This is a genomic window from Johnsonella ignava ATCC 51276, from assembly GCF_000235445.1.
Classification (GTDB): Bacteria; Bacillota; Clostridia; order Lachnospirales; family Lachnospiraceae; genus Johnsonella; species Johnsonella ignava.
Genome location: NZ_JH378839.1, coordinates 15,572 through 36,372 on the forward strand (window position 1 = coordinate 15,572; position 20,801 = coordinate 36,372).

Sequence of the window (20,801 nt, forward strand, 5' to 3'; positions counted from 1 at the left end):
GCAATAGCTTCTGTTAATGGCGGCGTATATAAACACACAATTAGCTATAGATACACTTACTCAGGCTTTAGAGAAGGAAAAATATCCTTCTGTTATTTTACATTCAGATCAAGGTGTACAGTATACTTCTTGTGAGTTTGTAAATTTCTGCAAAGACAACAATGTAACTCAGAGTATGAGTAAAGCAGGCTGCCCTTACGACAATGCAGCTATGGAAAGATTCTATAATACTTTTAAAAGTAATTTTTATAATGTAGCCAGTTTCACTAGTGCAGAGGCAATGGATGAACTTACTACAAAATATATCAATTGGTACAACTACATCAGACCTCATTCGTATAACAATTATTTAACACCAATGGAGGCTCGCTACAGATAGATATTTATCGAACAAAGTGTTACAAAAAAGCTTGACCAGTACAGTTTGAATGACAAGGTTAAGATCGTTTCTCAATTCTTTCGGTAAATAGAAATCGTGCAACTTGTTTTCGTAAAGATATACAGCTTCTGCAATAGCTCCTTCGAAATCATTTCTTACCATTTCCTCATGCTCTTTTCTTGTGATAGTTTCCAATACCGGATATTTTTCAAGATCATACATTAACGGAATTTGTATATTTTCAGCATTAACCTTTACGGGTAAATACCTTCTTTCTCCTGAAAAATCTCCTAAAAATGTTGCATCATTTGTAGTCGCAATCAGTATGCAGGTTCGTTTTATATCTGTTGAAAATCGTTCATATGGAAGTCTTACCGTACTTGTTCTTGCAGATATAAACAGTTTAGCTTCATCGGCACTCTTTGCGTTTCTAAGTGCTACAAATTCCTCCAATTCTACTACGACTTTCCCCACCAAATTGCTGACGGCATCTTTCCCTTTTATATTGTTTAGCGAGCAATACCATTCGGGAAACAGTGCCAGTTTTTCAATAAATGAAGTTTTTCCCTCTAATGTCAAGTATATGATATAAAAAACAGTCTAATTTTTTTAATGTTAATTATAAAGCGATTTCATATCAGCTATCTTTCTTTTAAATCAATTTCTATACTTCCATATCTTGAAACTATAATCTTTTCCACTATGGTTTCTACAATTTCTTTAGTGATTTTACTATTATCAGGTAGAGCAGAAATCTCGTTTGAAGGTTTAAGAATGTTCTCTTTTTCTAACTCTTGCTCTAACCTTTGTTTCTTGAGCAAGAGATGTTGCTTCTTTTGTAAATATGCTTCTTTGGATAATTCTTTCTTTTTATATTTCTCATATTCTTTTTGCAGGCTGCTGTTTATATCCTCAATCCCTTGAATATAATTTTGATTTGCTTTTATATCAATTACAGTGTTTTCTGTACTCATGAAGGCAGGGGCATTCTTTAACCGTTCCAAAAGAGCTTCTTCCAATATCTGTTCTTTTATATGATTACTTGTTTTATTTTCTTTGCAATATGGACAATGATAGCTCTTATACCGATACACACCTTTTTTAAATTGATGGCTTTCACCTCTATAGTACAGCAAATTTCCACATTCCTTACAGAATACTTTTCTTTTAAACATTGGGATAAACTCATCTGTAACCTCTTTTCGATGATTAAAATTTTCCCCTCTGCTTTGTTTTTTTAGCTCCTGCACCTTTAGAAAAATTTCTTTGGATATAATGGGTTCATGGGTGTTTTCTATTCTTTTCCACTCTTCTTTCGGCAATCGTTCCGATTTTCGTCCGCCTATATGAGTTTCTTTAATTTGATTATACACATAATCTCCAGTATATAGTTCCATACTGGTCATTTGAGCAATTGTCGGTCCTTGCCACATTCTCTTTTTTACTTCTGTTCCGGTTTTTAAGTTATGCTTATAACTTGTAAGTCCAAGTTCTTCTTTTCTATCGGAACGGGTAATATATCCCTTTTCATTAAATATTCTTGCTATTTTTCTACAAGAATATCCTTGTAAGATAAGCTCAAATGCTTCTCTTACAATAAATGCCGTCTTTTCGTCTACAATAATACGATGTTTATCATTCGGGTCTTTTAAGTATCCAAACGGTGCTAATCCATTCGTATTTTTCCCTTGCGATTTTAATTCTTGAGATATACCTCTTATTTTCTGAGATAATTCTTTTGAATAAAAATCATATAATAAGCTTTTGAATTGAGTATCAATTTCTACTCCATTGCTTCCTTCTTTTAAGCTGTCATAACCATCATTTATGGAAATAAATCGAATCCCCATAAAAGGAAAGATATTTTCCAGATAGTTTCCCATTTCAATATAATCTCTTGAGAATCTGGACATATCCTTTACAATAATACTGTCTATATGATTATTTTTTAAATCCTCAAGCAATCTTTGGTATGCCGGTCTATTGGAATTGGTTCCTGAAAATCCGTCATCTACGTATTCCGATATTTCATATTCCATCAGATCTTTATGCTCTTTAATATAAGCTTTGATATATTCTCTTTGGTTATGAATACTTTCACTTTCTCCCTTTTTCTGATAATCCTCTATGGATAGTCTCAAATACATAGCTAATTTATTCATAACTAAGACCTCCTAAGACTTCTATTTCTTTTGATATATCGAACTTAAAGTGTATTATCACTTCTCTATTCTTTGATATTTGAATAGAATCAATGATTTTATGGATAAACTCCTCATCTATACTATTCACATCTTTGGATTTCATATCAAATAGAGAATTTATAAAGCATTCAAATTCTTTCCTTTTTTGTTTTGCTTTCTTCTGCTTATCAAAATATATCTTGATTTCTTCTTCAAGAGAATGGACTTGCCTTTGAATAGCAGTTTTTTCTTTTTGATAATTATCTAATAAGAGTTCCCCTCTCACATACTCCTCATATTTCTTTTGAAGTTCTAATAACTTATGCTCTCTCTTATCTTGCAAGGTTTTAAGATTAATTTCCATATCCTTTCGTTGTGATTGATAAAAATATTGTAATCTGTTTTTTATGTCTGATTTTGAGCTTAGAATATTTATTATCTCTTTTACACTACGAAATAGAATTTTGTCAATTTCACTTTCCCATATTTTACAATGTACTTCATTTTCAAACAGATAATCTTCTCCTCTGCAAAAGAAATAATATTGTTCCTTATTTTCTATTCCCGCATGATCATTGGAAGTATTCATATGGCGTGTTTTTAATAATTGTCCACATTCTTTACATATCACAAGTCCTTTATATTTATTATCAATTGTTTTGGTTTTGTTATATAAATTATGTTTTTCTCTTGCGATATCCCCTTTTTCTTTTCTAAGATTTTGAATAACAAAGAATTTTTCTTCATCAATAACAGCTTCGTGAGTATGTTCCACCTTAACCCATTCATCTAAAGGTTTATATGCTCCTTTTTCTTTTCGTACGCTTTTTTTCTCATGCATCCCCTGTACCATATTTCCAATATAGACTTCATTTTTTAAAAACTGCCTAATTGCACTGGGACTCCATTGTTTTTTATTATCCGTACTTCTTAAAACTTCTCCGGTTTTCATATATTGCCAAGGGGTTGTATATGTTTTCGTCAATTCTCTTGCAATTTCTACTTGAGATGCCCCTTTATAAGCTAAATTAAAAATAAGTTCTACGACTTCTCTTACCTTTTCATCTACGATTAAAACTTTTCCCTTATCTTTTCTCACCGCTTTATAGCCGTAAGGTGCAAAGGTTCCTATAAAATACCCTTGTTTCATTTTCGCCTGTTTGGTACTGCTTACCTTTTTGGAAATATCTTTCGCATACAAGTCATTGATGATATTTTTGATTGTAATTTCAAGGGATTTTTTATCATCCGATTCATGCTCCGTATCAAAATGATCGTTTACGGATATAAAACGAACACCCAAGAACGGAAATACTTTTTCAATGTAGTTTCCAATTTCCAAATATTCTCTTCCAAATCGGGACAGGTCTTTGACAAGGATACAGTTTATTTTTCTTTCCTTGATGTCTGTCATCATTTCATTAAAGGCAGGTCTTTGAAAATTTGTTCCGGAGTATTCATAGTCCTGATAAACTTTAACTACACGAATCCCCCTTTCTTTGGCTTCTTTGATACAAAGTTCTTCCTGCATAGCAAGAGAATTGCTTTTATCCCTATATTCCTCTTTTCTTTCCTGAGATAATCTTGTATAAATTCCCGCCTGATAGATCGTAAGGTTCTCTTTATTTTTCTTCTCTGTAACAGAGGTTTCATACCTCTTTTTTGTTCTAGCCATAGCAAACCTCACTTTCTACAGTTTTTTGAGTTGTTACAAACTGTAATGCTGCTTGTTGCTTATGGTCTTGTTTCTTTTCGTCAGTATTTGCCATAGCTTCTAAAAAAGCAACTTCTTCCTGATGATTAAAAATCACTTCAATTTCTTTATCCTCTCCTATAAGGATTTTATCAATCAGCATCACAATAGAAAGCCTGTCCGGTTTTGTGAGTGCCTTATATTTTTTGATGTCTATCAGCCATTTTTCATTATTTTTAATGCGTTCTTTTGCTGCCTCCTGCTTCTTTCTTCTATGCTCAATATTTTCATTCAGTTTTGTGATTTGCTCCAAATAATTCTTTCGAAACATTTGATATTCTTCTTTTGAAATAATATCTTCTTCCAAGTCAACATATAGGGAAGATAGAAGTTCCTGAGTCATTTCTTTTTCTCTTTGAAGTATCCCTATCTGCGTATCTACAATATTTTTTGTAATATCAATCTCTTGGATCTTTCGATACAAATTTTCGTGAAATATCAGATATTTATCAAAAATACCTGCAAGTATTTCTTCCAAATCTTCTTTTTTTATGCTATGCCTTGTACAAGATTTTTCCTTGTTATACTTTGAGCAGATATAGAACACTTGCTCTTTTTCTTTATATTTGACCACTCTTCTTACAAGCGGACTGTTGCAGTCTTTACAAAATAACATTCCACTAAAAAGGTCTGTCTTTTTTTCTTTGCTACTGTACAAATCTCTTTTTAACATACGATTTGCAATGTAAAATACTTCTTTACTGATAATTCCTTCATGGGTATCTTCTACCTTAACCCAGTCTCTTTTGTCCTTTTCGATTTGTTTTTTATTTTTATAATTGATTGTAGCACTTTTGCCTTGCAGCATTGTACCGACATATACTTCATTTTCTATAATTCGATTGATTGCCTTGGCAGACCAGTTTCTTCCCTTTTTTACTTTAAATCCGCCTTTATAATTTAGTCCTTGATTTTCCTTATATATTTTAGGGGAGTCTATCCCTAAATCGTTTAATTCTTCTGCAATGGCTTTGGAAGAATAGCCTTGTAGTTTCATATCAAAGATACTTTTGATAATATCACTGACATTTTCATCTACAATCAGTTTATTCTTATTTTCTTCTGATTTCTTGTAGCCGTATGGTGCAAAGGAACCGATATATTCCCCTTTCTCTCTTTTCATCTTCTGTGAACTTTTTACCTTATTGGATATATCTCTGGCATAGCTGTCATTGATAAAGTTTCTGATAGGCAATATTAGATTCGTATCGCTCATATCCGCATTTTTACTGTCATAGTTATCATTGATGGAAATAAACCTGATGTGAAGCTGTGGAAATATCTTTTGAATATAGGTGCCGGCTCCGATATAATCTCTTCCAAATCTGGAAAGGTCTTTTACAATGATAATGTCAAATGCCCGATTCTTCTTACTGATTTCTTCCATCAGATTTTTTAATGCCGGTCTGTCATAGTTTGTCCCGCTATATCCGTCATCTACATATTCTTTAACAATTTCCATTTCATTGTTTTTTACATAGCTTAATATCAATTCTCTTTGATTAGTAATAGAGTTGCTTTCACTACTCATGCCGTCGTCTTTTGACAGTCTTAAATACATGCACGCCTTATTTTTAAACATAAAAAAGCCTCCTTCAATTTGATTTATACAATAAACCAAACAAAGGTTAGGCTTCCACACGCTTATTATACCGCTCCTAAAAATTTATTGCAATATCGATCCTGAATAATATAAAGTCATATTTCTTTCATTCCTTTGATATCATGTTATAAAAAGTTTTTCCTGAATATAGGCATCAATTAAATGTTCCAAACGAAGTCCGGTATCGGAAAATCTTACTGTTACGGTATATCCCTCTATCTGATTTATCTTCTGTTCTTCTTTTTTATCTTTATATGTTAATCCCACATCTTCTTTCTTGTTTGTGGGGTTTCTCTTATGTTCTTTCATAAGAAAATGCTCCTTTCTTAAGTTTAAGTTTTTTGACATTAACAGGTGTCTTGGCTGACAACATAGGAATTTCACCTCCGCCTCTGTTCTCGACGAGCCGGCTTTCACGAAAGAAGTATCATTATCACCATTTATATCTTCGCACATAGGCTGCCACACCTATGTTCTACCTTCCAAATTTGTCGCTCTCTTTCTTCTATCCTTTGCGTTTGCAAGTATTCGTTTAAACCGAGATTTTTTTAAGCATAAATATTTCCTAATATTTTTTCTCAGCAGAAAGGTTTTGGCGTTTGTAAGTAGAACGCTCCATAAATGGTTAAAGTCCTGTTGCGGTCTATGAAGTTGTCAAGGTTCAAGGCTCTTATATCTATAAAAATATATTCAATTTTCCCAAGGTAAAATTCTCCCTCTATATATAAACCTTACTTTCAGAAGTGCTTTTAACACTTTTTTAGAAAAAATTATTTTTGAGAAAAAAAGAGAAGACAAGGAGCATACATCTCTTTGCCTTCTCCACAAAAACTACCTATCCAGCATATCTCTTAGCTTTCTTAGAATTCTATCTCTAATACGACTAATTTTCATCGGATTGGTATCCTGTGTATTTGCAATATCTTTGAGTGTTTTTTCTTCAAAGTAGATTGCATAAATCAATTCTCGTTCTTCCTTATTAAGCTTACCAATTGCCTTCGTCAAGTCCTCGATTCTCATTTTTGCTTCAATGATTTTTTCGATATCTACATGTTCATCTGCAATGGAATTTAAATCAAGCTTATAGTCCTCAAATCCGTAGACTTTATACTTTCTGCTTTGTCTATTTAAATGAGCTTCGTGATTTAATTCTTTTTTATATGCCTTATACACCTCGTCAGATACCCTTATCTTCCTGCCTCTGACATAAATGTATTTGTTCTCATCTGTCATTTGCAAAATCCTCCTTTTTGTTCAAACCTTTACAATTCCTGCTTTGAACAAAAAAAGGAGGATCTCGGCATTTTGACATGCGAAATCCTCTTTGATGTAAACAATGAAAAGTTCTTTGATTTTTATTATATTCTGTTATTGACGAAAGTTTTCCAATCACATTCAAAAGTTTATTGCGCACCTCAACTTGTTTACGGTTTTGCTCAAGAAGCAAATAATCAATCTTGCCGGATTTTCCGCCTGTGGCGGGTCGTATAAGAAAATTATTAGGTTCTGCCGCAATGTGATTTTTTTATGTAATAGGGAATTTCAGAGAAATTCTCTATTACATAAAAAATAGCGGCTATCCCTGCACCTGTGTGCAAAAACAGCCGCTAATGCGTTTAGCTAATTTATGTTAGGAATAAATCCCGTAGAACGCCTTTTTTACTATCGCTATTTTTCTTTCCTCACTCCTTTACTGTCGATCTCGTATCCGTCTATTTTGGTATTTACCGCAAGTGTGCCGTCGGGATAGAAGTAATACCATTTTCCGTCTATCTTTACCCATTTGCCGGATTCGAGCAGTCCTTCCTTATTCAGATAGTAGATTTTTTCTTCTCCGTCTGTTTTTAAGTGAAGCCAGCCTTTATGTGCCTTAGCTCCGTCATAGTATCTCCAGCGGTTTCCGTCTTTGACCCAGCCTGTTTGAAGCACTCCGCTTTCATCAAAGAAATATACCATGCCGTTAATTGTCTGTTTTCCTGTCATAGCTTTGCCGTCTTTGTAGCAGTGGTATTTTCCGGCATCGTCTATGGCAAATCCTTGTGCCGTTTCGGGTGTAATCGTCAGCTTAATATAGCGGCTTAACATTGCAGATACTTCCGCACGGGTAGCAGTTCCTTTCGGATTGAATTTATTTCCGTCTATGCCCATCATAATTCCTGATTGCTGCATAGCTGTCACTGCCGTCCTATACTCGCTTCCGATGTTTTCTTTATCTGCATAAGTGCTTGCTTCACGGGATGCGGGAATGTTATAGCCTGTCGCCTTTGCATATCTTTCAAAGATGACCGCCATTTCTTCTCTCGTTATGCTTTTATCCGGTGCAAATGTTCCGTCTCCGATTCCATAAACAATGCCCTTGCTGTACGCCCATTCGATATACGGACGGTATGTGCTGTCCTTTTGCACATCGGAAAAACTGTTTGTATCGTAATCTTTACCATTTACTCCGGCAAGTCTGCCAAGTGCCGTTACAAGCATTCCTCTGGTCATTTTCTCATTCGGAGAAAATGTATTTTCCATGCTTCCGGTAATAAGTCCTCTGCCTGCCACATAGTCGATATAATCTTTCGCCCAGTGGTTTTTGGTGTCGTCATATTTTTCGGAAGGTGCTGTGTAGCCTACGCCGTAGATAGATAAATGATTGGTCGTAAATATCACTGAACCGCTGTTTACATCATATGCGGAGACCTCTATTCGGGAAGCTTTTTCTTTTTCGTCTACATACACTGCATAAAGTCCGCCGATTGCTTCATTTTTTTCTGCCTTATAGGAAAGAAAGACGGTTGCTTTGCCGTTTCCGAAATCGGTTATTTTCTGTCCTTGTCCGCCTCTTAGGCTGATGTCATAGACAGGTCTTTTTCCTATGTGATTTTTGGCTTCCCCAGAAAGCTTTTTAACAGGAATGACATTTAGTGAAACTTCACCTTTGCTTTGCTTTTTGATTTCAAAGATGGCATTTTTATCAAATACCACTTTTACCAAAGAGCCGTTGACTGTGAGGCTTTTTACTTCGCCACTTACCATTTTTTCTAAGGTGCTTTCGGAAAGGTGCATTTGTACCTTATCTGTACCTTTCGGCATAGTCATATTTATTTCAAGTGCTATTCCGTTGGCTTCCTTGCCTTTTTTCTTGGCTTCTTCTTTTGCTTTTCTGATGGCTTTTTCTGCCGTTTTTTCGGAAAGTTCAGCTTTTGCTGTTTTGTCATCTCCGGTTTTTGCTTTAGTGGCGATTTCCGCTGTTGTCGGTAAATCAGGTGCTTTTTCGGGTTTTATGGTTATACCGCTGTCATCTTTAGAATCATTACTTCCACCCGAATCTCCTGATGAGCCGCTGCTGTTTTCACTGTAATTAGCTGTTACTTTAACCTCTTTTGCAGGCATAACAAAACTTGTTTCTTTTGCAGCTGAATTTACAAAAATGACTCCGTCATCACTTGTCCAGTCGCTAAAGGTATAGCCGCTCTTGTCATTGGCTTTAATACTGACGGTCTCTCCCTCAGCGTATTTGCCACTGCCTGTTCCGTCCGTTACCGTTACTTTGTAGGTTTTATGAATAGACACCTCTACGCTGCCTTTTGCTTTGCTATAATCGTAGTTGGCATTTGTTCCTACTACTTTGTAATATACTCTATAAGAACCTACATCCTTTGCTGTCGGTATTGTTTTACTATAACCTTCTGTTTCTTTTAGACTGTACTGCATTTCCCCTATATTAGAGTCTACAGAGCCTGCATTGATAAGTTCCTGCATTTTTTCTGTATCGGAAAGATTATCTTTTGGTGTCGGTGCAGTGAATGGCACATCCGCTTTACTTATTTCAAAGGTAGCTTTAGCCGTCGCCCCAGTGTAATTTGCCGTTTCCGCTATGGTTGCCTTAACCCAGTATTTACCTGCGTTTTTAGGCACTCCGCCTGTGCTTTCTGCACCGCTGTTAGCAGCTGTGGTCTTAGTCATGCAATTTTCATCGGTAAAGTACTCGTAAGTTACTGCTCCGTTTCCTTTATTTCCTGTAACAGTCGGTGCATTTGGGCTTGCTCCATAAGTCCAGCCTGCAATCTCTACCGTAGGAGTACCCTGTACTTTGGTAATAGATACATCTACCTTACCCTTTGCTTTGCTGTAATCATAGTTGGCATTTGTTCCTACTACTTTGTAATATACGCTATGAGAACCTGCGGCACTTGCTTTTGGTATATTTTGATGATATGGTCCTGTTTCACTTAAACTGTACTCCATTCTTCCTATGGCAGAATCTACCGAACCTGCATTGATAAGTTCCTGCATATTGCCTGTATAGACAAGACCTGTTTTCGCTGTCGGTGCAGTGAATGATACCTCTGCTTTAGCGATAGATACATCTACCTTACCCTTTGCTTTGCTGTAATCATAGTTGGCATTTGTCCCTGCTACTTTGTAATACACGCTATAAGAGCCTGCATTCTCTTTTTTCGGTATCGTTTCACTATAAATTCCTGTTTCGCTTAGACTGTATTCCATTTTTCCAATTACAGAATCCACTGAGCCTGCATTGATAAGCTCTTGCATATTGCCTGTATAGGAAAGATTCATTTTTGCTGTCGGTGCAGTAAATTGCACATTCGCTTTTTTTATTTCAAAGCCTACTTTAGCAGTAGCACCTTTATAATTTTCAGTTTCTGTTATCGTTGCCTGAACCCAGTATTTGCCTGCGTTTTTCGGTACTCCTCCTGTACTGTCTGCACCACTGTTAGCAGCTGTGGTTTCAGTCGTGCAATTTTCATCAGTAAAGTAGACGTAGCTTACCGCTCCGTTTCCTTTATTTCCTGTAACAGTCGGTGCATTTGGACTTGCTTTATAAGTCCAGCCTGAAATAGCCACTGTAGGAGTGATGGATACTTTAGCAATAAATATATCTACATCACCTTTTGCATTGCTGTAATCATAGTTGCTGTTTGCTCCGACTACTTTGTAATATACTCTATGAGAACCTGCGTCCTTTGCTGTCGGTATTGTTTTACTATAACCTTCTGTTTCTTTTAGACTGTATTGCATTTCCCCTATATTAGAGTCTACCGAGCCTGCATTGATAAGTGCCTGCTCCTCGCCTGTATAGACAAGACCTGTTTTCGCTGTCGGTGCGGTGAATTGTACCTCTGCTTTGGCAATTGATACATTGACACTGCCCTTTGCGTTATTGTAATCGTAGTTGGCATTTGTCCCTACTACTTTGTAATACACACTATAGGAGCCTGCATTCTCTTTTTTTGGTATCGTTTCACTATAATTCTCTGTTGAGCTTAGACTGTACTCCATTCTTCCTATGGCAGAGTCTACCGAGCCTGCATTGATAAGCTCCTGCTCTCCGCCTGTATAGGAAAGATTCGTTTTTGATGTCGGTGGGGTAAATGGTACCGCTATTTTGCCAATCGATACTTCTATGTTGCCCTTGGCGTTAGTGTAATCATAGTTGGCATTGGTGCCGACAACTTTGTAGTACACACGATAGGTGCCAGCATCTTGTGCGCTTGGTATGGTTTCGCTATAAGTGCCTGTTTCACTTAGGCTATAGGCTAGTTTCCCTATGCTGGCGTCCACTGTGCCGGCATTGATAAGTTCCTGCTCCTCGCCTGTATAGGCAAGGCCTGTTTTTGCTGTTGGTGGGGTAAAGGAGACCGTCGCCTTTTTGATTGCAAAACCGGCTTTGGCTATCACTGCTTTATAGCGTGGGGTTTCGGCAAAGGTTGCCTGTACCCAGTATGAGCCTACATTTTTCGGTACGCCGCCCTCGCTGTCTGCACCGCTGTTATCGCTTGTAGTCTTAGTCGTGCAAGCTTCATTGGTAAAATAGGTGTAGCTGACGTGATTCGTGCCGTTAGTAGCACTGGTCGGCACAGGGGTTTTAGCAGTTTCTCCGTACCTCCAGCCGGAAAGCGCAACACTTCCTTGACCCGGTCTTTTTTCCAAAGTAAATACGGCGGCAGCGTCTCCCAGATGGTTATTGTCATTCGCTGTTACCGAGCCGATATAGCTACCTTGCTCTGTCTCTACTTTGGTAACGGTTGTGCCAAGAGGTAGCCAGAGGTAGAGCTTGCCCTCCTCATCGGCGTACATATCATTGATACCGTAAGTGCCTGCGCCGGTGAGTGCCCTTACCTTTGCCTGCGCAGCAAGGGTCGCCCCATTGCCTAAGGTGATGGTTGTCAGATAGACCTTAGTGCCCTGTCCATTTTCCGGTATCTTATGTGACTGAACGCTCGCTGTACTATTGACCGGGCGGATACTGCCGCCGGTGATAACGACATTGGCCTTTTCTCCTGTTATGCCTCCAAAAGAGTTATTCGGCAAGCCAATGTATTCACTTTTAACAGTACCACCTTGGTAATATATAGCACTTTCATGATGGGTATCAGAACCGGCATATCCGATTCCCATGGCATTGTTCCCTTGGGCATAGATGGTGCCGCCCGCAATAGATAAGCCTTTACATTGCGCGAAACCGCCTATGCCGCAGCTTTGATTGCCTAAGGCAGTGGCAGTCAGCTTGCCGCTGCCGGTGATGGTCAGCTTGCCTATGTCATTTTTATATATCGCCGGTTTTTTGGCTGCGTTTGATGTCAAGCGATTATTGCCTTCTAAAATCAGGCGACACTCACCGATACTACTAAAATATAAACATTCACGGCTTGAGGAAATCGTCAGGTCTTTAATCGTCAGATTGATGTTGGCGTCAGGTTCTACCCAGATACGATCGGAAGTGGAGGTTACGCCCGGCCTCATGGTGATGGTTGCCCGACCGTTGCCCGAGAGTTCAAGATGGCGATAGTGTTCGTCGTAGTTAAAATTGCAATTTGCATTTTTGACGACAAAATCACCGGCGGTCACTTCGTTAGTCGGCTCACATTTAAAATCAACACAGGCGTCATAATCCGGCATGACAAAACGGTACGTATTCTCAGAGAGCTTGGTAAAGTCGCTACTGATGTCCTGTGGTATGGCGGCAGGGTCTGTCGCCTTGCGCAGCGCCATACCGGATAGCTGATAGCTGCCCTTTAGCTTAATGCGGAGCGTTACGATATCTCCGGTTGCCAGGTTGGAGGATGGGGTAAAGCTCACTGCTTGTATATGCTCCTCTTCGCCTGCGCTGATGGTATGAATCTTCTGTACATTCAGATAAACCGTAACATTTTCTGCCGGCATTTTAAAACTATACAACTCATCCGTCAGCTTGGTGAAATCCGAGGATACCTCTCTCGGTGCAGGAGGAAGGGTCGTCCCTGTATATAGACACATCCCCTTAAGCAAGTATCCGCTATCTATGCCCCCAACATGTAGATAGACCGTATCCCCTGCGGATAAACCTGTGGTCTGGCTAAGCTTCACGCCTTGAACATGCTCCGCTTTAAGATTTGCTGTCAATGTGCCTGTACCTGTAGTGCCTATCTTAAAAACTGCCTGAGCGTCCGTGTCATTGTCTACCGCTTTTACCACACCTGTATAGTCCTGTCCACCACAGTGAACACTTGTTATTATCCGATTCTGAACAGGAGGCAACCAGAGATACAGCTCTCCATTGGGCAGGGTCTTGGTATCTTGCAGATAGACAGTTTTACCGTTAAACAGGGTATAACTTGTAATCGTCTGTCCTTCCCCTGCACCTAACAGGGTTATCTTTACTCTATAGACACCATTGACAAGACCATAGTGAGTGTCATTTTTTGGTCTTGTCTGGTCAAAATCCGTATCGACATTGCCGCCGTTTATTCTAACGTCTACCGCTGTATGATGCTGTGTATCTCCTATGCCATCTGCATAATAAGGATTAACACCATCACGGGTCTGATGTCTTGTCACAATCGTGCCACCGTTTACAATAACTTCTCCTTTTGCTTGTACGTCGACTATAGGCTCATAACTCATTCCGATAGGGGCACTTTGCACACAGGTCGCCTCTATTTTGCCGCCGTTGATGGTAATACCGTCAAGTTTCCCATGTCCGCCGATACAGGGTCCGGATATATTGGTTATGCTGTTTATATCTCCATCATTATTCAGTTTTAAGGTTCCGCCATCTATCGTAATAGTGCCCGCATGTCCATACCGCCAGCCACCGATAACGGCATGCTGATAAGCGGATTCTGCTGTCAGCGTACCGGTGCTTGCTTCGCTAACGGTAAGCTTTGCCCCTTCCGGCACCCAGATAGCAGGCACTTTATCAAATGCTCCCGCACCGGCGGTTACATGGAGCAGTCTTGGTGTCAGGGTGTTCTCTCCCTCAAGGGTAAGCTTACATTCCGCATTTTTCATCACAACCATTGGAGGAATATCAACCATAGGAAATATCTTCGTATTTTTTAAGGTGATATTTGCCTTTACGCTCTCCGGTATTACAATGGCTCCGCCATCCCCTTCGTTAAACTGAGTTGCATCGCCCTCAATCACAAGCGCCTGCGAGGTTAAAATATGAAGGATATACTTCTTTCCAATTTCTTGTTTATAAGCAGAGTGATCACCTAAATTTTCATTGTAGCTGTAATTTTCCCATTTATAGTCTACACCTTCCGTTCCGCCGGTTACGGTTAGGGGGTGCTGACTATCTGTGACGACAATCTCGTGTACCACACCATTTATCGTGACTTTCATCCACTCTTTGGTGTCAAAAGCCCGGTGTGCTGTAATCAGCCACTGATTATCAGCGTTTTTTGTGGCAGAAAAGAGGGCGCTATTGCTGACAGAGACTGCTGTCACCTCGCCACTAAGACCCACTTTCGCCAAAATCTCGGATAGGTCAATTGTGCTATCTCCAAGAAGGACATACTGCATATTCCCATAAGTGAACTCGACGGTATAAAAAGAAAAGCCGTCTGTTTTGGCACTGACTTCTTCCCCTTTTACCTCGGTCTCTAGCTTTTCTGCTTGACTGGCCTCATCCACATGGTAGACGTCTGCACTTAGGTTTTGGTTTTTTGCCTCTTCCATCTGAAAGCTGACAGACACCTCTCCCTTTGTCGTATCGGGTTGCACTTCATTGCCCTCATGGTCTAATACCGAAATATCAAAGGTATAAGAGACGGCGACCTTTCTGTCTCCTTCTCTTTTGTCCTCGATGGCCTCTTCGACCTTTTCTGCCTCTGAATTGCTGACTTTTCTAACCTTTAATGCCTTGGCGTCTTGGAATACGCCATCATCCGCTTTGACAGAAATCTTAACACCGTCTACGACTGCCGACTGATCAAAGGCTGTTTTGACACTTTCCTTATCCCTAATGCTTACATGAATCTTAGGAAGTTCCACATCCTCCGCTATCCTGTACTGCTCCGGTATAACAGGCTCAAATACAAAGCTATCTCCAATATTTTCGGATGAAAAGACAGGTTTACTGCTATTTTCTTCGTCTATCTCCCATCTTACATTTTGGAGAGTTACATCTTTTAATGTAGTTTCTTTTAGCAGTTCATTTTCATCGGAGCTTTGAGCCGGCTCTACTGATGTATCAGATTTTTCTGCTTCTACCGATTCTTCTGCTGATGTATTATCTTTTGCCGGTTCTGCTGTTTCCTCTACATCTGCTTTTACAGAGTTTTCCGCTTTTTCCTCTTTTGTTTCTACTAAAGGAAGTTCACTTTGCATTGCTTTGGGAAGTGCTTTATCCTTGCTCGTACTGTTTTTATCTACAAGGGCAGTTTCTTCCACTAAGATTTGCAAGGTATCAGGAAATGTTACTGCCGATAAGTCCTCACCTTGCCGGATTTCCTGTTCCCGCACGCCGTCAGGCAAGGAAGAAAAGGCGATAATTTCCTTTTCGCTATCCCCTCTTGCATCGTCTGACATGGCAAAAGTATTCACCCCCGAATAGGTCAAAGTCAATACCATGCACAGGACAAAAGCAAGCAAACGGGTCGGCAAACTTCTCCTGTTTTGATACATTCTTCGCCTTTTGTTATTTTCCATATTTTTTCATCTCCTATCTTAAATATTACAGCTAATTGATACAGGATTGCTACGGCTTACGCTTCTCGCAATCCTTGCAACAATATTCAAACTAAACCAAAATATAGTTCAGCCAATCTGTTTTTTTGCACGTAAAAACGCCACACCCAAGTCATAGACTTAAATGTAGCGTTTAGCCTGATTTATATAAAATTGTAGCGTAAAAATAGGCGCAGTTATCCCCTGTGCTGTGCTGTGCTGTGCTGTGCTGTGCTGTGCTGTGCTGTGCTGTGCTGTGCTGTGCTGTGCTGTGCTGTGCTGTGAAAATTCTATTCTTACTTGCCATGGATGTCAACTCCTTTTCTACATAATTTGTCTATTCTATTTAAAACATAAAATTGAAAATTATACAAGAAAAGCGGCATGAGTTGCAATCAAAACGGCACGAGATGACAAATTAATCTTCATTAAGCGGAATGGCGATATTGACATAAAATTCCTGTTCGTCATGGGAAAACTCCACTTGCCCGTTGTATTTCTCCACTGTGGATTTGATAGAGGCAATCCCAAGACCTCTGCCGTTTCTTTTTGTGGAATAATATTCTCCGCTTTTCCTCTTTATATTTCCGTCAAAGCCGTTGGTTTCCACAATATAGAGCCAACAGCCTCCGTGTGTCGTCATAGTGAGTTCAATAAAGCGCTCTTTGTCGTCAGCATTTTTCGCAGCATCTATCGCATTTTCTAAAAAGTTGCCAATCATCGTACACAGCTCAACATCGGAAAGTATCTGCCATTTATCAATGTCAATGCTGAAACTGACATCTATCCCCTCGTTTTTTGCCTGTGCCGCATAAAAATTCAAAACGGCGTTTACGGCATTGTTTTTGGTATAGATAAGCGTTTCGTTTGTCGGAAGCTCTCTCATATAGTCTGCAAGGTAGGTATTTACGGCATCTGTATTGCCCAATTCTGCCATATTTTTTAAGGTTATCAATATCTGTCTGAAATCATGTCTTGCCCTTGCAGAGTCATGAATATATTTCATCTGGGTATCGTATTGCTTTTCCTGTATTTTCAGGATTTTTCTTTCCTGCTCGGACTTTGCCGCATCCAGCAATATACTTACAATGAAATAAAACACGACATTCATGACCATCCAGATAAAAAAGACAATCGAAAGGATAATCCGTACTACCGTTCCGACTCTATTTACATAAAACGTCTCGTATTTTAACGGACGCATAAAAAGATTAATCATTAAGATAGAGCCTGAAAAGGGTAGAGTCATAAGATAAACCTTTGCAATATGCAGTCGTTCCACCAGTTTACTCCCATATTTCCCAAAGAAAAATCCTATAGGAATTGCCAATATCATACTTGCCGCTAAGAGGAAAAAGGTGTAGTCCATACTCGCAGAATTGATACCGAGATTCGGATGTTTTGCCGCATCAAAACAGGCGGCAAAATTTGCCAGTATGGACATCACCGCCATCACATTTACAAATATTGCAGCTGCCTTGCTGATAGATGCTCTTATACTGTGGACATAAAAAGTAAAGCACCCTATCAGTACAGGAAACAGGATGACATTGGCATCGGAAGGAAAATATATCTCCGCAAAAGAGCCTAAAACGGAAAGGACAAGGAACGCAGGAACTGCCATTATCAAAAGCCGGCGAAGCGGGTATCTAATCTGCTTTCTCATCGGAAGATAACAAAGGATAGCCGCCGGTATCAGCACAAAATATTCCAATAAGGTTTGGGCAAACTGTTCATTCATTGTTTTGCCTTGTGCCTCCTTTCCATAGCTTCTTTTCTTAATTTCTGAAAGGTATAATTTTGCCAAATGGACACAAACTGCTTTTCTTTTCTGAGATTGCAGGGAAATTCAACCCCGCTTTCAAGGTAGCAGACTCCGCTTTTAAAACTCTGTATAAAGTCCATATTGACTATCACACCCCGTAGGATGAGGAGAAATCTTTTATCCTGAAAAATCTCATCACAAACGCTTGAAAAGGTCAAACGGGGTGTATAGGTATTTCCGTATTTATCATAAATTTCAACATTGTGAGCAGAGGCACTTACTGCCACAATATCGAAAAATGCAAGGTGATACTCTGTCCTGTTTACAGAAAAGGAAAGGCTTTGAGTTAAATCTGTCTTTCTCTTTAAAATATCGTCCATAATTCGAAAAACCTGCACCTGCTTTGCCGGTTTTTCGATATAATCAAAGGCATGATTGTGCAAGGCTGCTACATGGTGTTCCGCACTTGTCGTCAGAAAAACCAAAATAACATCGGAATCTGTTTTACGAATAATTTCAGCCGCCTGCATTCCGCTCATCCCGTCCATATAGATGTCCAGAAAAAGAATCATATAGAGGAAAGGCTGATAGTTGTCAAGCAAAGCTTCTGCACTTTCAAAATATTGTATATTCAGTTTTTCATTGCCGGCATTCGCATACTTTAAAAGAATGCCGCCAAGCTTTTCTCTGTCCTCTTTCCTGTCATCTACAATGGCAATGTTCATAGTTATCAACTCTCTTTTCTATTGTCAGGTTTTTGGGGGAAGATACCGACATTTTTATGTAAATAAGATCGATCATACTTATTTTCTTTCAACAAGTTTGCATAATACTATATGGTATATTGTATCATATAGTAGAAAAATAATCTATTGGATTAAAAGTTATTATACTGTCGTTTATTTATAAGAAACTTATTTTACAGAATCTTACTATTATAGTTTTGTCAACTATACGAAAATCCTTTTAATATAAGAAATTCATTTGAAAGTCAGCATAATATTAAAGTCGGTATAACATTTGTTATCCGGAATTCCGGGTAATTGAGCAAGCACAGTAAGTGCATATGCACTTACGAAAAAATTGACATAGCCCTTGCTATTGCATCGGACTATTTTCGTCAATTTTAGCTTGTTGGGGAAATCCCCAAACCCCTGTGCAATCAATCTTACTTGTAATTGTTGCCTAAAATTTTTCCCATAAATTTATCCGTATATTGCCTCTCTATTGAATATTGCTTCAAAAAATGATATACTATTTTTGTAATTTAAATAAGAATTTTATCTCTTAACAGGAGATTTCTTGACAAAGAAATATAAAAATAAATGAAACCTGTAACTCAAGTTAGTGCTTGATTTTACAGGTTTTTTCTTTTATAAAATTTTGTTTTTCTATATAAATTTGGAGGTTATACTATGGCAAACAGAACAAGAAACAATGGAATGTATCTTATGCTTTCCGATGATGAGCTTGAAATCTTAAACAAAAAATATGAACTGTCCGGTTGTAAAACCCTTCGCCGGTTTATTATGAAGTGCATACTGGAAAAAGATATTTTTGTACTGGATATGAAAGTGTTTAAGGAGATGTCTGCAAATATCGGCAGGATTACAGGCAGCATTAATCAGATTGCAAAGAGAGTAAATTCAACAAGTATCATCTACAAAGATGATATCAATGACTTGAAAAAGCTCTTGGAAAAACAAGGAAAAGACATCTACTTCCTTCGTAAAAAGTTGTATGAATTAGGGAATTTAGGTACAAACTATACGGAGAAAATCTAATGGCAGTTACAAAAATTCATCCGATAGAAAAAACACTTTATTTAGCCTTAGACTATATTATGAACGAAGATAAAACCGATGAAAAAGTCCTTATATCTTCTTTTGCATGCAATCCTAAAACAGCCCATCTTGAATTTGAACAAACAAAAAGAGAATGTAACTCCAAAGCAAAAATCTTGGCAAGACATCTAATACAAGCATTTGCTCCTGGAGAAACTACACCTGGGCAGGCACATCAAATCGGAATGGAGTTATGTCAGAGAGTCTTGCAGGGGAAATATGAATATGTACTTACTACGCATATTGACAAAGGGCATCTACACAATCATATTCTGTTTAATAATATCAGTTTTGAAACAGGCAAAGCCTACCAAAGCAACAAGAGAAGTTATCATCAAATCCGAACTGTCAGCGATGATTTATGTAAAGAAAACGGCTTGTCCGTTATTGATGAAAACTATAAAAGGTTTAAGAGCAGATATTCTACCAAAGGAAAAAGCTATATGGAATATACCGAGTTTAAAAGGGGAAATTCTTGGAAGAATAAGCTACAGCTTGCGATTGATAAAGCCGTTTTAAAGTCCAAAACTTACGAGGAATTTCTAAAGACTATGGAAGATTTCGGTTATGAAATTAAGATTGGAAAGTACCTTTCTTTTCGCCATAAAGACAAAAGAGATAATGGAAGATTTACAAGAGCAAAGGCAAATGTGCTTGGAGAAGATTACACAAAAGAGAAAATCAAGGAACGAATCGAAGAGCCGAGTAAACATTATATTTATGCTAATCAAAAATATCATTATGAAAAATGCTCCTACAAGAAACCGGATACTGTTGTGGATATGAAAAACAATGAAAAGGTACAATCCTCTAAGGGATATGAAGTATGGGCAGGCAAGCATAATATGAAAACTATGGCTACTGCACTTAATGAAATGAGAAAATCAGGTATTAGCTCCTACGAGGAATTAGATTTAAAATTAAAGAAAGTGGCATCAGACAGACAACAATTATTAGATAAGATAAAACACATAGAAAAAGAAATGAAGTCCATTTATTCTATAATAGAAAATAAAAATACGATATCTAAAAATCAACTGATTTATGATATGTATATGAAAGATAAGGAAAACAAAGCCTTTTATGAAGAATATAAATCGCAAATCATTGCCTATGAAACAGCTATGAAAGGGATCAAAAATTTCAAATATCAAACATTAAATATTCAAGTTTTATCTGATAAATATATGCTTTTAGAACAAGAAAAAACTACACTTATGGGAGAATATTCCTCTAAAAACTCTATGATTCACAAGCTTGGGCAAGCAAAGAAAAATACAGATTTGTATCTTGATAATCATTTGGAAAAATAAAAAAGTAAGGGATAAT

Annotated in this window: 12 protein-coding genes; 3 read left to right on the top strand and 9 right to left on the bottom strand. The window is 38.1% G+C overall.

Annotation, left to right across the window (positions count from 1 at the left end):
• The first annotated feature begins 16 nt into the window (after positions 1–16).
• Entirely contained in the window at positions 17–379 is a 363-nt protein-coding gene (locus HMPREF9333_RS13760) for an integrase core domain-containing protein (RefSeq protein ID WP_005541942.1), read from the top strand.
• On the opposite strand, the gene HMPREF9333_RS10580 is transcribed toward HMPREF9333_RS13760, so the two are convergent.
• The 9 genes from HMPREF9333_RS10580 to HMPREF9333_RS10630 all read right to left on the bottom strand — a co-directional run bounded on the left by HMPREF9333_RS10580 (position 350) and on the right by HMPREF9333_RS10630 (position 18,353).
• Positions 350–958: a VapE domain-containing protein gene (locus HMPREF9333_RS10580; protein WP_005541944.1), complete on the bottom strand. Its 609-nt coding sequence runs from the start codon at positions 956–958 to the stop codon at positions 350–352. The two genes, HMPREF9333_RS13760 and HMPREF9333_RS10580, sit on opposite strands and share 30 nt — an antisense overlap.
• Positions 959–1,020: 62 nt before the next feature.
• A complete protein-coding gene (locus tag HMPREF9333_RS10585) occupies positions 1,021–2,541 on the bottom strand; it encodes a recombinase family protein (RefSeq protein WP_005541946.1) in 1,521 nt (506 codons plus the stop codon).
• A complete protein-coding gene (locus HMPREF9333_RS10590) occupies positions 2,534–4,237 on the bottom strand; it encodes a recombinase family protein (protein WP_005541947.1) in 1,704 nt (567 codons plus the stop codon). Before HMPREF9333_RS10590 ends, HMPREF9333_RS10585 begins: the two co-directional genes overlap by 8 nt.
• A complete protein-coding gene (locus tag HMPREF9333_RS10595) occupies positions 4,230–5,897 on the bottom strand; it encodes a recombinase family protein (RefSeq protein ID WP_005541948.1) in 1,668 nt (555 codons plus the stop codon). Before HMPREF9333_RS10595 ends, HMPREF9333_RS10590 begins: the two co-directional genes overlap by 8 nt.
• Before the next feature lie 141 nt (positions 5,898–6,038).
• Entirely contained in the window at positions 6,039–6,227 is a 189-nt protein-coding gene (locus HMPREF9333_RS10600; RefSeq protein WP_005541949.1) for a hypothetical protein, read from the bottom strand.
• A 522-nt stretch (positions 6,228–6,749) separates the two neighbouring features.
• Positions 6,750–7,151, bottom strand: coding sequence for a sigma-70 family RNA polymerase sigma factor (locus HMPREF9333_RS10605; RefSeq protein ID WP_005541950.1), 402 nt, complete (start codon positions 7,149–7,151; stop codon positions 6,750–6,752).
• A 435-nt stretch (positions 7,152–7,586) separates the two neighbouring features.
• On the bottom strand, positions 7,587–15,845 hold the full coding sequence (locus HMPREF9333_RS10615) for an S-layer homology domain-containing protein (protein WP_005541953.1): 8,259 nt from the start codon (positions 15,843–15,845) through the stop codon (positions 7,587–7,589).
• Between the two features lie 436 nt (positions 15,846–16,281).
• Positions 16,282–17,604, bottom strand: a complete 1,323-nt coding sequence (locus HMPREF9333_RS10625; protein WP_005541955.1) for a sensor histidine kinase — start codon at positions 17,602–17,604, stop codon at positions 16,282–16,284.
• Positions 17,601–18,353: a LytR/AlgR family response regulator transcription factor gene (locus HMPREF9333_RS10630; RefSeq protein ID WP_005541956.1), complete on the bottom strand. Its 753-nt coding sequence runs from the start codon at positions 18,351–18,353 to the stop codon at positions 17,601–17,603. The genes HMPREF9333_RS10625 and HMPREF9333_RS10630 overlap by 4 nt, the downstream gene beginning before the upstream one ends.
• A 690-nt stretch (positions 18,354–19,043) precedes the next feature.
• On the opposite strand from HMPREF9333_RS10630, the gene HMPREF9333_RS10635 reads away from it, so the two are divergent.
• Positions 19,044–19,412, top strand: a complete 369-nt coding sequence (locus tag HMPREF9333_RS10635; RefSeq protein ID WP_005541958.1) for a plasmid mobilization protein — start codon at positions 19,044–19,046, stop codon at positions 19,410–19,412.
• The gene (locus HMPREF9333_RS10640) at positions 19,412–20,785 is read left to right on the top strand and encodes a relaxase/mobilization nuclease domain-containing protein (RefSeq protein WP_005541960.1); all 1,374 of its coding nucleotides are present in this window, start codon (positions 19,412–19,414) and stop codon (positions 20,783–20,785) included. The genes HMPREF9333_RS10635 and HMPREF9333_RS10640 overlap by 1 nt, the downstream gene beginning before the upstream one ends.
• The last annotated feature ends 16 nt before the right edge of the window (positions 20,786–20,801 follow it).